General features: G+C 65.8%; 11 protein-coding genes. 3 read left to right on the top strand and 8 right to left on the bottom strand.

From position 1 onward, the window contains the following. Positions 1-44 precede the first annotated feature (44 nt). Positions 45-2,198 carry an alpha/beta hydrolase domain-containing protein gene (locus KHP16_RS20870; RefSeq protein ID WP_415831264.1) on the top strand — a complete coding sequence of 718 codons (2,154 nt, stop codon included), beginning with the start codon at positions 45-47 and terminating at the stop codon, positions 2,196-2,198. A 9-nt stretch (positions 2,199-2,207) separates the two neighbouring features. Here the strand turns inward: KHP16_RS20870 and KHP16_RS20865 are convergent, their stop codons facing one another. From KHP16_RS20865 to KHP16_RS20855, 3 genes are all read right to left on the bottom strand, one after another. Next, positions 2,208-3,152, bottom strand: coding sequence for a hypothetical protein (locus KHP16_RS20865; protein ID WP_375153829.1), 945 nt, complete (start codon positions 3,150-3,152; stop codon positions 2,208-2,210). Between the two features lie 176 nt (positions 3,153-3,328). Beyond that, positions 3,329-3,997: a type 1 glutamine amidotransferase domain-containing protein gene (locus KHP16_RS20860; protein WP_211961042.1), complete on the bottom strand. Its 669-nt coding sequence runs from the start codon at positions 3,995-3,997 to the stop codon at positions 3,329-3,331. A 65-nt stretch (positions 3,998-4,062) separates the two neighbouring features. Beyond that, positions 4,063-5,298, bottom strand: a complete 1,236-nt coding sequence (locus KHP16_RS20855; RefSeq protein WP_211961041.1) for an MFS transporter — start codon at positions 5,296-5,298, stop codon at positions 4,063-4,065. Positions 5,299-5,426: 128 nt separating this feature from the next. On the opposite strand from KHP16_RS20855, the gene KHP16_RS20850 reads away from it, so the two are divergent. Continuing rightward, positions 5,427-6,335, top strand: a complete 909-nt coding sequence (locus KHP16_RS20850; RefSeq protein WP_115954331.1) for a LysR family transcriptional regulator — start codon at positions 5,427-5,429, stop codon at positions 6,333-6,335. Positions 6,336-6,342: 7 nt separating this feature from the next. Here KHP16_RS20850 and KHP16_RS20845 read toward each other — a convergent pair whose 3' ends face one another. Next, positions 6,343-8,052, bottom strand: a complete 1,710-nt coding sequence (locus KHP16_RS20845) for a hypothetical protein (protein WP_211961040.1) — start codon at positions 8,050-8,052, stop codon at positions 6,343-6,345. Positions 8,053-8,163: 111 nt separating this feature from the next. Between KHP16_RS20845 and blaOXA the strand changes: the two genes are divergently transcribed. Beyond that, positions 8,164-8,997, top strand: coding sequence for an OXA-1206 family carbapenem-hydrolyzing class D beta-lactamase (gene blaOXA, locus KHP16_RS20840; RefSeq protein ID WP_121492401.1), 834 nt, complete (start codon positions 8,164-8,166; stop codon positions 8,995-8,997). Between the two features lie 64 nt (positions 8,998-9,061). On the opposite strand, the gene KHP16_RS20835 is transcribed toward blaOXA, so the two are convergent. The 4 genes from KHP16_RS20835 to KHP16_RS20820 form a co-directional block, all read right to left on the bottom strand. Then, positions 9,062-9,649, bottom strand: a complete 588-nt coding sequence (locus KHP16_RS20835; protein WP_211961039.1) for a DUF308 domain-containing protein — start codon at positions 9,647-9,649, stop codon at positions 9,062-9,064. Between the two features lie 101 nt (positions 9,650-9,750). Then, on the bottom strand, positions 9,751-10,338 hold the full coding sequence (locus KHP16_RS20830) for a TetR/AcrR family transcriptional regulator (protein WP_115954335.1): 588 nt from the start codon (positions 10,336-10,338) through the stop codon (positions 9,751-9,753). Between the two features lie 74 nt (positions 10,339-10,412). After that, positions 10,413-12,224: a glycoside hydrolase family 19 protein gene (locus KHP16_RS28445; RefSeq protein ID WP_244835931.1), complete on the bottom strand. Its 1,812-nt coding sequence runs from the start codon at positions 12,222-12,224 to the stop codon at positions 10,413-10,415. Positions 12,225-12,444: 220 nt separating this feature from the next. Next, complete coding sequence (locus KHP16_RS20820; protein ID WP_211961038.1) at positions 12,445-13,383, bottom strand: LysR family transcriptional regulator; 939 nt, start codon at positions 13,381-13,383, stop codon at positions 12,445-12,447. Positions 13,384-13,536 lie beyond the last annotated feature (153 nt).

The raw sequence follows: 13,536 nt of genomic DNA, 5'->3' as shown, positions 1-13,536 counted from the left end.
GTAACGGAAGCCAGAACGAGGAGACAGCAATGACAAAGGTGTTCATACACCGAGGGAAGACGTGCGCGCTCGCGGGAGCGCTGGCCGGAGCGATGGTGCTCGGCGCGTGCGGTGGCAGCGACGACAATGGCGGTTCGAGCGGCGGTGGCGGTGGTGGCGGTACGCCCACCACGCGCACACCGGCGATGACGCTGAAGGTCACCGCCCGGCAGGACTTTCCGGGCAGCTACGGGGGCGTGGGCCAGTACGAGCAGCTTACCGGCACGCTCAGCGGTGAAGTCGATCCCAGGGATCCGAAGAACGCGATCATTCAGGACCTCTCGCTCGCGCCCGTCAATGCGAACGGCATGGTGGAATACACAGCCGACTTCGTGATGCTCAAGCCCAAGGACATGAGCAAGTCGAGCGGCGTCATGCGCTACGACGCGCCCAATCGCGGCAACATCCTTACGATGGTGAATCCGACGGCTACGCCGAGCGACGCCATCTACCTCGAGCGCGGGTACGTGCTGTTGTACTCGGCATGGCAGGGCGACGTGCCGAAGTCCAGCGCGGCCCGGCTCACGGTCACCGTTCCCGTGGCGAAGAACGCGGACGGTACATCGATCACCGGTCCGTACCGCAGCGAACTCGTCCCCACCGCCGCGACACCGTCGATGACCCTGCCGGGCGGTGTGTTCAACGGCACGATGCTGCCGTATGCGCCCGCGAGTCTCGACAACACGCTCCCCGGCTACTCGCTGACGCGGCGCGCGAACGAGACCGATGCGCGCCAGCCGATCCCCGCCAGCGACTGGAAGTTCGCGACGTGCGATAGCGGAACCAATGCGTTCCCCGGTACGCCCGATCCCGCAAGCATCTGCCTGCGCGGCGGCTTCGATCCGGCCTATCTGTATGAGCTCGTGTACGTGGCGAAGGATCCGAAGGTGATGGGCGTCGGCCTTGCCGCGCTGCGCGACACCATCAGCTTCTTCCGCGGCAAGACGGCGGATAGCGCCGGTACGCCGAATCCCGTTGCGGGGCGCATCGCCTATACGATCGGGCAGGGCACGTCGCAGTCGGGCAATGCCATGAAGACGTTCCTGCATCTCGGCTTCAATCAGGCGCTCGACGGCAACAAGGTGTTCGACGGCATTTACGCGCATGTGGCCGCGCGGCAGACCAACGTCAACACGCGCTTTGCCGTGCCGGGCGGTGGCGGCGGGCTGCGGACGGACCATACGGCGTTTGGGCAGACCGCGCCGCGCGGGCTCGACAAGGACTACGTGGACGATATCTCGGGTCAGCGCGGTGGGGTGATGGCGCGTTGCTCGGCGACCAGCACGTGCCCCAAGTTCTTCCTCGGCCTGTCCGGCACCGAGTTCTGGCAACTGCAGGGTTCGCCGGTGCTCACCGACGCCAATGGGACGCGCGATCTCACGCAGCCTGACAACGCGCGCATCTACTACTACACGGGTACGCAGCACGGCGGCGCGGGCGGTACCGCTAGCATCGCGTTTGCGCCGACGCGCAACGTCTATCCGGCCGGCACGGTGATTCATCACAACGACACGTTCCGCGCGTTGTTCATCGACCTCGAGGACTGGGTCGTGCGCGGGGTGACGCCGCCGGCGAGCCAGGTGCCGAAGCTGGCCGATGGCACGCTGGTCCGTCCGAGCGCGGTGACGTTCCCGGTGATGAAGGGGCTGACATGGCCGGTGTCTGGGGGCGCGGCGATCCCGGACTTCCAGTACCTCGCGCGCTACAACGGCTACTCGCTGCTCGACTTCGGTCCCCAGTACCGCCCTCAGGACGAATCGGGCATCGCGACGATTCTGCCGCCGGCGAACCTCAATCGCGACTATGCGATTCTCGTGCCGCAGGTGGATACGTCCACGGGCATTCCGCGCGCGGGTATCCGCAGCGTGGAGGCGCGGGTGCCGGTGGGGACGAGCATCGAGTTCAACTACGTGGCCACGCCCGGCATCATCGACCTGTCGAACCTGACGGGATCGTTCATCCCGTTCCACAAGACGGAGACCGCGCGTGTGGCGGCGGGCGATGGGCGCCCTTCGCTCGAGACGTTGTATGGCACGCAGGCCGGCTATGTGTCCGCGGTGACGTCGGCGGCCAACGACCTCGTGGCGCAGAGATTCCTGCTGCAACGGGATGCCGACGCCATCATCGCGCGCGCAACGGCGAATCCGGTCCTGCCGTAACACGCGGCGCTAGAAGCTCGCGGCGAATCCGAACGAGATGCCGGATACGTTGTTGCCGAAGACGTACCGGACTACTGCGCGGATACGCGTCACGAAGACCTCGTGGGCGCTTGTATCGAGTTCGAGTCCGGTGCCGAGGGTCGTGAGGCGATTGAAGCCCAGCGCGCCGGCCTGGTTTCCGAAGTATTGGGAGTGGGACAGCTCCAGCACGTAGCGAACGGGGCGGTCGAGCGCGCGCAGGCCTGTCGGGGATCGCCAGCGGGCGTACAGGCTCGCGGTCTGCGCGGCGGAGGAGGCTTCGATGCCATGGGAGGTGCCGAAGCTGCGCAGGTAGATGTTCGTATATCGCAGTTCCACGTCGATGTCGTTCTCGCCGCGATGGCTCTCCCAGTCGAGCATCACCGAGCCGCCGAGGCCGTAGGCATTCATCGAGCCGTCTTCCAGGAACGCGACCTCCCGATCCGTCTTCTGCTCGACGGCGAACTTGGCCACGGAGACATCGCTGGCGACGCGGCCGATCGAGGCATTGAGGATGGGGCGGAACACGAGCTCCCGGCTTTCCGTCAGCGGAAAATCCCAGCCGACGCCGACCGTGCCCGCAAACGTGTTCCACTTCGTCGGCAGGCGGCGCGTCTCCTGACCGTTCGACGCAACGAACGTCGGGTCGTAGCGGTTGTAGGCGATCGACCCCTCCAGATACATCGGAAACGACTGACTCAACGTGAAGCCGCCGCCCAGTTGCCAGAGCGTGATGTCAGGGTTGTCGGTACTCGTGTTGCTGATAGAGAGCGAACTGGAAGCGAGGTCGGGCACGACGGCGAAGGACATCAGGGTCAGCACCGAGCTGGCCTGCTTCTGCACGTTGGCGCCGACGATCCCATACGTCTGCGCCGACGACACGTCCGCCGCGGCGAGCAGGCCCATGGCAATCAGCGCATTCGGGAGGACTCTCATGCCCACCAATTGTCGAACCCCGACCGCATGCCGCTGAAGTGAATCTTTTCTCCCACGCAGAAAGTTTCTTCGACATGAGAAGCTGGCGTTGCTCAGTCTGCTCGCCCCTTCGCTGAAACGAAAACAAGCCGCCCCTCGCTTCCGCGAGCGGGCGGCTTTCATGTCAGCGGGGGCGATTAACGCAGGGCTTCCACGATCGCCTTGGCCAGTGGGCCGCCCGATGCCGGGTTTTGGCCGGTCATCAACCTGCCGTCCACGACCACCTTTTCCTGCCACACGTCGGCCGACGAGTACTCGGCGCCCTCGGCGCGCAACGCGTCTTCCAGGAGGAAGGGGACGTCGGCCTGGGCGTAGCCGGCTTCTTCGGCGTTGGAGAACGACGTCAGCTTGCGGCCCTTGATCAGCGGCGTGCCGTCCTCGAGCTTCGCGCCGAGCAGGGCGGCGGGGCCATGGCAGACCGCGGCGACGATCTTGCCGCCTTGCCAGGCGCGTTCGACGGCCTGCTGGATTTCCGGGTTGCGGGCGATGTCGACCATCGGGCCAAGGCCGCCGGGGAAGAAGATAGCGTCGTAGTCCAGGACGTCCACTTCCGACAGCTTGCGGCTATGGGCCATGCGGCGGATCGCGGCGCTGTTGCGGAAGGCCAGTTGCGCGGGATCGTTCGCGTCGTAGCCGTCTTCCGGCGGCGTGCCGCCCTGCAGCGATGCGTATTCGACCGCCACGCCGAATTCCGCGAAGACTTCGTACGGGTGGGCGACCTCGGGGAAGAAGTAGCCCGTAGGACGGTGGTTCGGGCCAATCTCGGCGGTGTTGGTCAGGATGAACAGTACGTGCTTGATAGACATGATGCGCTCCTAAACAGTGGGATAAATCGAAACGTCGTTAAAAAGAGAGAGGTTGCGGGCGGCGTTCAGACGGCTTCCACAGCCACCGGCCGCCGGGGCGTCGTTTTGAGCAGGGTCAGGCCAAAGATCGCCAGCCCGGTGAGGGTGAGCGCAAAACCCGCCCACGCCACCGACAGCAATCCAAAGCCCGCATCGATCGTCGCGCCACCGGCCCACGCCCCGATCGCATTGCCGAGATTGCAGGCGGCCAGCGTCATCGCACCCATCAGCGACGGTGCCTGCGGGGCAAAGCGCGTCAGACGGACCTGCATGGTCGGGATGGAAGCCATCAGCGCGGCGCCGAGCGCGAACAGCGCGGGGAACAGCACCGAAGGGGTTTGACCGCCGATGGCAATCACCACGAGGACCGCCAGCGCACCGCCCAGGCCGAGCACGAGGCCGCGCATCGGATACTGGTCGGCCGCACGACCGCCCACCGAATTGCCGGCCGTCATGCCGATACCGAAAATCGCCAGCGCCACGGGGATCATCGAAGGCGCCAGCTTCGTGGCATCGGTGACGATCGGTCCGACGAACGTGTAGATCGCGAACAGGCTCGCGATGCCGGCGGTCGCCACCGCCATCACGCCCCAGACCTTGCCGCTGCGCAGCGCGGACAACTCCTGCACGATGGGCGCGCCATCGAGGGCGGCCGTGCGCGGCAGCCACTGGCGGATGGCCAGCCATGCCACCGCGGAGAGCGCCGCCACCGCGAGGTAGGTTTCGCGCCAGCCAAGCGTCTGTCCAAGGAACGTCGCAAGCGGCGAGCCGATGATCGTCGCGACGGTCAGGCCGGTCATGACGATGGCGAACGCGCGGCCGGACTGGCCCGGGCCGAGGATATAGCTCGCGACCATCGCGCCGGCACCGAAGTACGCGCCCTGCGGCAACCCGCTGAGAAAGCGCGCGGCGATCAGGAACGGCAGGCTCGATGCCATCGCCGACAAGACGTTGCCGACGACGAACAACGCGATGAGCGCGAGCAGCAACGTCCGGCGATTGAGCCGCGCCGCGGCAAGCGTGACCGCCGGTGCGCCGACGACCACGCCAAGCGCGTAAGCGGTGACCGCGCTGGTGGCCTGCGGCACATCGATGCCCAGGCTCGCGGAGAACAACTGGATCACGCCCATGCTGGCAAACTCGGACGTGCCGATACAGAAGCTGCCGAGCGCCAGCGCGAATAGCGCGAGGGAGCGGGCGAGGCCGCCGGAAGCCGGATGACCGGATGCGGGCGATGTTGTGGGTTGGGTCGTTTCAGTCATGGAAAACTCCTCAAACTTGATCTGTGCCGCATGTCTGGCGGCGCCGGGTTGCCCTAACTATGCGTAATGACCAGATATTTGAGAAATTTATTTGTTCTATTCTAGATATTCACCTAGCATGATGACTCATGCGATACGACCTGAACCTCCTGCCCGTGTTCATCGCGCTGATGGAAGAGCGCAACGTCACACGCGCCGCCGCGCGCCTCGGCATGACGCAGCCGGCACTCTCGAATGCGCTGAACCGGCTGCGAGAAACGCTCCGCGACCCGCTGTTCGTGCGCGAGCGATACGGCATCAAGCCCACCCAGTTCGCGGAGTCCATCGTCCCGGTGGTGTCGGAATCCCTGGCCAGACTCGATGACGTGATCCTCGGGCAGCAGCATTTCGACCCGGCCACGTCCGTGCGTCAGTTCCATATCGCGCCGAACAGCTATGTGGAAATCGTGCTGATCCCCAGCGTGGTGGCTCGGTTACGTGAGGTGGCGCCCGGGGTGAAGGTGTCGCTGACGCCGTTCGGCAGCGACCTCGCCGAGACCGGCGTCATCTCCGGCACGACCGACATGGCGCTAGGCCGCATCGTCGATCCGCCCGACAGCCTCGTGATCCAGCACCTCATGGACGATGGGCTCGCATGCGTCGTGCGCGCGGATCATCCGGACATCGGCGATACGATGTCGCGCGAGCAGTACGAGCGGCTACGGCACGTCAACGTGCTGCCGCCGGGGAGGTTGCGGGTGGGTCTGTTTCAGGCGCTCGAGCGCCAGCGCCTGCGGCGGGAGCTTGCGATTTCGGTGACGCATTTTCTGGCGGTGCCGGAGATCATCGCAAAGACCGATTACTGCGCGACTTTGCCACGGCTGATCTGCGCTCAGATCGCCAAGGACGCGCGCCTCAAGGTGTTGCCGTCACCGGTCGATCTAGGAACATTCCCGGTGGATATCGCCTGGCACGTCCGCTATCGGCAGGACCCTGCGCATCGATGGTTCCGGCAGGTGCTGGTGGATACGGCGGGGGAGTTGGCGGGACAGGGGTGAGGCGAACTCATTTGCCGCGCGCCGCGCGTGCCGCGCGTGCCCCCTCGGCCGCCGCGGCGCGGAGCTCCGGTGGAAAGCCGCGTATTTCGGCGTGAAAGAAACCGCGTTCCGCGGCCCGCAACGTCCCAAGCTGCGTGGCAAGGCGCTCCATCGCGTCATACGCCTGCGCCGACGCCCCCTGTTCGTACGTGAGGTACCATGCGGACTCCAGCAGCAGGTTGGCCACCTGCAACGCGTTATAGCGCACGCGCCCCGTATCGTGTTCCTCCAGCGCAAAGGCCGCGACCGACGACCAGCGCACGAAGCCCTTGGCCGCCGCGAATGGCGCATGGAACGGTCGCAAGGCATCGATCGCCGCCGCAACGGTCAGCGGACGCCGTGCCCGGAACGCGCTCGACGACGCGGGCGCCGTGGCCGCATCGATGTTGCCGCGCGCCACGCGTAGCAGAAAGATCGTATTCCACGCGGTGCCACCGCCGACACCGAACCGGTCGCAGATCCACTCGGACAACCCGAGCCACCGCATGGCCTGACGCTGGACATCCCCAGCGTCCAGCGCGCGCGCCTCGTCGACGAGCCTGTATTGCCAGAACAGCCAGAGGCACCAGCCGATATTGGCCGCCGCATGCTGCGCGGCGTCGACGGAGTCCGCTTCATACGCGGCCTGCAACGCCCCGGCGAAGCCCTCCAGCGCATCGCGGGCGGCATCCCGCCGCCGCGATGCGCTGACCGCGGTCGAGGATTTCACTGCGGACTTGTTCCCGCCTTGTCCCGCAGCTTCCGGACGCAGCGCAACACTCTTGTGAATGAGCGCGTCCAGGTTCAGCGCCTCGAAGCGAATGCGCGGGTTATACCGCACGACGGGCCGCAATTCGGGATCGCCTTCGAGCCGCGCCAGTTCGTGCCGCGCGGCGTCGAGATCGCCGCGCGTGTATTGCTCCCACGCGCGCACGACGTGCGCCATGGCGGCGAACGTCGGCAACGCGGCGTTGACGTGGCCGCCCGCCACGATCCGTTCGAATCGGCGCAAGGCCGCGCGGCTTTTGTCGAGCCGATCGCTGCGGCGCCACGCCAGGCTCTCCTTGAGCAGCGACAGCGCCTGCTGGAATGGGTCGGCGGCGCTGCGGTGCGCGGCGCGGAACGACTCGGCCACGCCGTGATCGATCATCCCCGCGAAGCCGTCCTGCGCGCCACGCATGGCCTGCGTGAGATGGCGCCAGAAGTCCATGTCGCGCATCACGTAGTAAAGACCGTCGTCGGTGCGGCCCTCGGTGCTGCCCTCCGCGCCGCCATTGCGCGCGGATCGCACGGGTCTGGCGGGGCTCGACGGCCCAAGCCACCGCGCCACACCCGCCGTCCGCATCGCCTTGCCGTTTGCGGTGAAGCGCAGCCTCCGCGCGGTAGCCGGGGCCATCCAGAACGGACCGCGGCTACGGCGATCGGCGCGCAGCGTCGCGATATCGGCGGCCTTGTCATGACCCCAGCCCACCGCGATGCCCCATCGCGCGAAGTCGCCGAACGCGCGTGACACGATCATCCGCACATTGGCGGCCTCGGCGAACCGCGCGCGCACGATCGCGGCCCCGAGGTCCTCGCGGTCGCGCGACACGGCCAGCCAGATGCGCGCCAGCAGCCAGACCGACTGATGGCGGACGGTCCGGCCGTTCACGGTATAGGGCCCGGTGAGGTCGATGTGGATGGGTTCGCGTGCGGTCATCGAGCGCCATGTTACGCGTGTTACAGACGCTTCGGTTGGCGAGTTTCATCGGCGCACCTATGCTCCGGCTCATTCATCCACAACCACAAGAGAACGCTGATGCGAGGTGACATGCGAAAGACAATGCTGGGTCTGCTGGTCGCGCCTTTGGTGCTGGCCTGTGCGGCGGTGACCGCCACGCCCGTCGGAAAGACCGAGGTGCCGATCGATGCGAAACCGTTATTCGACGCAGCCGGTGTCGACGGCACCATCGTCGTCTATGACGTGCGTCAGCACCGCACGCTGACCTACAACCCGAAGCGCGCGGCCACGGCGTATTCGCCAGCGTCGACGTTCAAGATCTTCAACTCGCTGATCGGCCTGGAGACCGGCGCAGTGGCCGATGTCGATCATGACAAGCTGCCATGGGACGGCAAGGTATGGATGCACCATGGCAAGCCGATCCTGCCCGCGGTGTGCAATGGCGAGGTCGCCTTGCGCGACGCGCTCAGGAACTCGTGCGTGCCGGCCTATCAGGCCCTGGCTCGCCGCGTGGGCACGGCGCAGTATCGCAAGTATCTCGGGGCGGCGCACTTCGGGAATGCCGACGTCGAGGGACCGGTGGACCGGTTCTGGCTCAACGGGCATTTGCAAATCACGACATATCAGCAGATTGACTTTCTGCGCGCGGCTGCCGCGCACAAGGTGCCGCTGATCTCGGAGCAGAGCTTCCGGGCGCTGGACGACATCCTCGTCATCGAGCAGACGCCGGTCTATACGCTCCGCGCGAAGACGGGGTGGGCCACATCGGGCAAGGTCGATGTCGGCTGGTGGGTGGGCTGGGTGACGCGCGGTGACGATACGTACGTATTCGCGATGAACCTCGATATGCCGAAGCCGGAGGTCGGTGCCAGGCGTCAGGAGATTGCGCGCGCGGTGCTGAAGCAGGTGGGGGCGCTGCCCTGATCGATGCCGATGCCGCGGCGATCGATCAAGGTTTACTACCGCGGATGACAAATCAGGATGACCATCACGCGCCGAACTGCCGCGTCTTCGTGCGGCGCATGTCGGCGATGCTCAGCGAAATGGCCGAGATCAGGAAGTAGAACGCGCCGAACGCCGCGTACGGGGCAAAGTCCGTGATGCCTGGGACCTGCGCCCCCGCGGCCGTCTTGATGAAGAACGCGCCCGCCAGCGCCGATTGCGCGCCGCTGAGGATCATGGCCCATTGGGCACCGAAGTTTTTCCAGCGGCGCACACCGGTGGCGAGCTGGAACAGGCCCGCGAGAATGGCCCAGGTGCCGAAGACCCCGAGCACGGCATTCATGCCGATGCCGAGTGCAATGGCAACGCCGGCGGTCGTGACGCCGCTGGCCACCACGTTGAGCGCTTGCGTAGGGTTGCGGCGCATGCCGCCATTCCGGTGTGCGTCCACGAGGTTGGCCACGGCGTCCCACGCGGGGTAGACCATCAGGAGGATCGCCGCGACGGCGGGGTTGGTCCTGCCGACCGTGAACGCGGCGGCAACCCACACAATCGAGAATGCGGCGCGCCAGTAGTAGTAGGGCTTGAGCCAAAGATTGGCGTGCGATGCGCCGTTCGGGCTGAATTCGGTCATGATGGTTCCTTCCGTAGATGGTGCTACCAACTAGTTGGTAGACTGTGTGGTTCAAAAAAAGTCCCTGAATGACAGGGACCTCCATTTCGTTTGAAACGTCGTCAGGCAGCCCGCAGAACCTCCACGGCCCGGCCGACGATCGATACAAATGCCTCGGCATTGCCGTGCACGCGTGCCGCGATCATGCCGCCATGCACGGTGGCCAGAAACGCGGCGGCCTCGGCATCCGCGTTCGTCCGCAGCCGGAACGTCTTGCTCTCCGCGCCCGCCGCGAGAATCGACGCCAGCCAGCCCGTCAGATCCTGGAAATGCCCGCGCACCTGACTGGCTACCGGCTCGGGAATGGCGGGCAGCTCCGACGCCAGCATTGCGCAGATGCAGAACGGCGACGAGCCGTCGCGGATGCAGCGCTCCCAATAACCGGTGTAGGCGTGCAGCCGATCGAGCGGGGCGGACGCATGCGCCTCGATCGCGGCCACCCCTTTGCGCGTTTCCTCTCGATACAGCTTCACGACGACCTCGACCAGTTCGGCCTTGCTCGGAAAGTGGTGATGAATACTGGCCTTGCTGATGCCTACCTTTTCCGAGATATCGGCGTAACTGAACCCGTTATATCCGCGCGTCGCCAACAACGATTGCGTACAGACGACGATTTCAATGGCCTTGGGAGAGAGGTCGATGGCTTCCATAAATGACAGTCTACCAACTAGTTGGTTGATGTCAAGGAGGGATCGATCGAACCGCGTCACGGGAAGCTATATGGTTACTTCAGCTTCACGCCCCATTCGTTCTCCACGCACTTCACATAGTCGCCCGGAATCAGGGCACTGAATTTTTCCTGATAGTTGACGAGCATGCATCGGTAGGCCATGCCGTCGTGCCAGTCCTTGACCCAGGTGGTGTCGGCGGCCGCGCTGCCCTGATCGGAGAACTGCTTCATGCCCGTGCAGCCGAGCTTTTCGCTGTCGGGCACCGGGACGTTGAGTTCGGCGGCGAAGGACTTGTAGTACTTGATGCGGTTGAGCGACTGGGCGACTTCGGTGTTGCCGCCGCATTCCACGCCGCCGTTGATGATCATCGTGGTGACGCCGAAGCCCGGGACGAGGCCGCTGGACTGGTCGGTGGCGTTGGGTTGCCAGCTGCCGTCGATGACGGCCTGCATCGAGGGTTTTGGCGGCTGCGGGTAGACGAAGAAGAAGACGGCCGAGGCCAGGTTGAGCCACGTGCTGGCGACGCTGTCGGGATTGTCGAGCAGGATCGTCGGCTTGCCGTACATCACCTGCGAGAACTGGCCGTAGTTGTAGTTGTACGAGAGCTGCTTGGCGCCGCGGCCGTAGTACTTCCTGAAGCTGCCGTCCGCGTTCTTGCCGCAGACGTAGAGCTGGCCCTGCCAGATGTTCGGGTCGCACTCGGCGTTGTAGCCGCAGCCATCGCCCGTTTCGGTGCAGCCCATTTCCCTGACCCAGTGCAGGCCTTGCCGGAATTCCGGCGTGCTCGAGTGGATGTCGTGCTCGCCCGTTTCCTGCGCGAAGTGGGCGAACATCGTGGCGAGGGTCTTGCGGCAGATGGCCTCGGCGTCGCGGCCGTCCTTGTAATCCGCGCAGACCGCGGGGAACTTGGCGATGGCCTGCAGGAAGGCGCGGTACGTATAGGACGGGTCTCTGCGCGGGAACAGGAATTCCCATTTCGCGGCGTTGACGATCTTCTCCACACGCTGGACGTTGACGGGGTTGCTCGCCTTGCCGGCGTCGGTGGCGTCGACGATAGCGTTGTCGGCCGTGCGGATCATTTGCTTGATGGCGGCGAAGGTGGGCGTGTTGGTGAGGTCCTTTTCCACCTGCTCGGCCTGGGCGCGGGTGGGGATGGGGACGTCGGGCGGGACCGGGGCTGGCGCGGGCGTTGGCACTGGCGTAGGCGTTGGGGCGGGCGGGGCAACCTTTGCCGGGTCGCAGTCTTCGATCACTGCCCACGGATCGCCGCTCGTGGGGGTGGTGCCCTGCGCCCACCATTTGGCGCGGTAGTTCTTTGCCTGATAGGACGCGACATTGTTCTCGTTGTAGATGCTCGTGGCGCTCCACGGCGCGTAGCAGCCGGGTTTGGTTTTGGCGGGGCTCGGGGCCGGCGACGGGGCGGGGGTTGGCGCAGGGGCCGGTGCCGGTGTCGGTGTCGGTGTCGGCGAAGGCGCAGGCGAAGGCGCAGGCGCAGGCGCAGGCGCAGGCGCAGGCGCAGGCGAGGGCGAGGGCGAGGGCGAGGGCGAGGGCGAGGGCGAGGGCGAGGGCGAGGGCGAGGGCGAGGGCGAGGGCGAGGGCGAGGGCGAGGGCGAGGCGCCACCTGTGCACTCTCCCTTGTCCTCCCACGGCCCCCACTGCTCGGTCCCGGGCACATTCCCCTGCGTCCACCACTTGTTCTGATACACGCGCCCGTTATAGGCGACCAATGCCCCGGGCGTGGCATACACCATCGTGCTTTGCCATGCAGCGGGACACGGCGCGGCGTAGGCCGGCGCCGGCGCCACCAGCAACATCCCGCCAGCGGCGGCGGCGGCGATGACACTCATCGAAGCGGGATGGCCCATATCGATCTCTCCCGGCGATTCCAGCGACTGATCCTGCGAAAAGTCTAGAACCGACGGCGCCCGCGACCGCCCCGCAGGCAAACATTTCACTGCCGACGACGCGGCGCTTGCAGACTTGCCTCTGACAGTGCATCGAGATGTCGTCACGCATAACATCTGCGCCGACTCTCACTGACCGCGCATCACGCTCGCAGCGGCATAACGCGCGACGGCATGCCCCTCACGCCGCGGCCCGGGATTTGTCCTGAAAGAACTGCAGGAACGCACGAAGTTTGCCGGGCATCTGCGCGCGGTTGGGGTAGTACATGTAGAACGGTTCGCGCGCACGCGTGAAGGTTTCCAGAAGCGGGACGACGAGGCCGTCCTCCAGGGCCTTGTGCGCGAAATGCTCGAAGACGAAGGCCAGGCCGTTGCCGTCGCACGCGGCCTCGAGCGCGCTGCGCATCTCGCTGAAGACGAGGCGCCCCTGTATATCGATGGTCAGCGGTTCGTTGCCCACCCGGAATTCCCATGGCAGGAACTGCCCGCGATTGCCGATGCGCTGGCGGATGCAATCGTGTTGAAGCAACTGGTCCGGCCGCCTGGGTTTGCCGCGCGCCTTGACGTACGCCGGTGCGCCCACGACGAGCAGCCGTTGCGGCGGCCCGATCGGCACCGCGATCATGTCCTTCTGCAAGGCACGCCCAAGCCGGATGCCCACATCGAAGCCACCGGCGACGATATCGGTGAGCCCGTGTTCGACGCTGACCTCGACGGCAAGCTCCGGATACCGGGTCAGGAACTCGCGCAGATGCGGCTGGATCAGCGTGGCATGGGCCACGTACGACGTATTGATCCGCAGCTGCCCGCGCGCCGCCCCGGACGCATCGCCCACTTCCTGCACCGAGCGGCGAATCTGGTCGAGCGCCGGCCCCAGCGTCTGCAACAGTTGCGTGCCCGCTTCCGTCAGCGACACGCTGCGGGTGGTCCGATTGAACAACCGGACCCGCATCGACGCCTCCAGCAGCTTGATGGTGCGCGAGATGGCCGTTGGCGTGATCTCCATCTCCGCGGCCGCACGCGTGAAATTGAGGTGGCGGGCCACGCTCTCGAACGCGATGAGGCCGGGCAGGCTGACGGTCCCGGGGGCAGGGGGCAATGGCTTTCGCGTGACGGGCATCTCTGGATCGGTCGGCGGCGATGAATGTGTTCGACGGCGATTATGAACCTGAAGCTCATATTCCAACAACCCTTCGTCGATTCTCTATCGGCCCTCGCGGACCTACGCTTCGATCACCGCAGCCGCACCGATGCGGTTGCACATCGAACCTGA

Origin of the sequence: Cupriavidus plantarum (genome assembly GCF_905397285.1) — a bacterium.
Lineage (GTDB): Bacteria > Pseudomonadota > Gammaproteobacteria > Burkholderiales > Burkholderiaceae > Cupriavidus > Cupriavidus plantarum.
This window is presented reverse-complemented; position numbering and strand designations above follow the sequence as displayed.

Bases quoted from the DNA above. Each gene is read 5' to 3' on its own strand.
- blaOXA (WP_121492401.1), top strand. From the start codon at position 8,164: ATGCGAAAGACAATGCTGGGTCTGCTGGTCGCGCCTTTGGTGCTGGCC.
- KHP16_RS20845 (WP_211961040.1), bottom strand. From the start codon at position 8,052: ATGACCGCACGCGAACCCATCCACATCGACCTCACCGGGCCCTATACC.
- KHP16_RS20855 (WP_211961041.1), bottom strand. From the start codon at position 5,298: ATGACTGAAACGACCCAACCCACAACATCGCCCGCATCCGGTCATCCG.
- KHP16_RS20860 (WP_211961042.1), bottom strand. From the start codon at position 3,997: ATGTCTATCAAGCACGTACTGTTCATCCTGACCAACACCGCCGAGATT.
- KHP16_RS20820 (WP_211961038.1), bottom strand. From the start codon at position 13,383: ATGCCCGTCACGCGAAAGCCATTGCCCCCTGCCCCCGGGACCGTCAGC.
- KHP16_RS20865 (WP_375153829.1), bottom strand. From the start codon at position 3,152: ATGAGAGTCCTCCCGAATGCGCTGATTGCCATGGGCCTGCTCGCCGCG.
- KHP16_RS20835 (WP_211961039.1), bottom strand. From the start codon at position 9,649: ATGACCGAATTCAGCCCGAACGGCGCATCGCACGCCAATCTTTGGCTC.
- KHP16_RS20850 (WP_115954331.1), top strand. From the start codon at position 5,427: ATGCGATACGACCTGAACCTCCTGCCCGTGTTCATCGCGCTGATGGAA.
- KHP16_RS28445 (WP_244835931.1), bottom strand. From the start codon at position 12,224: ATGGGCCATCCCGCTTCGATGAGTGTCATCGCCGCCGCCGCCGCTGGC.
- KHP16_RS20830 (WP_115954335.1), bottom strand. From the start codon at position 10,338: ATGGAAGCCATCGACCTCTCTCCCAAGGCCATTGAAATCGTCGTCTGT.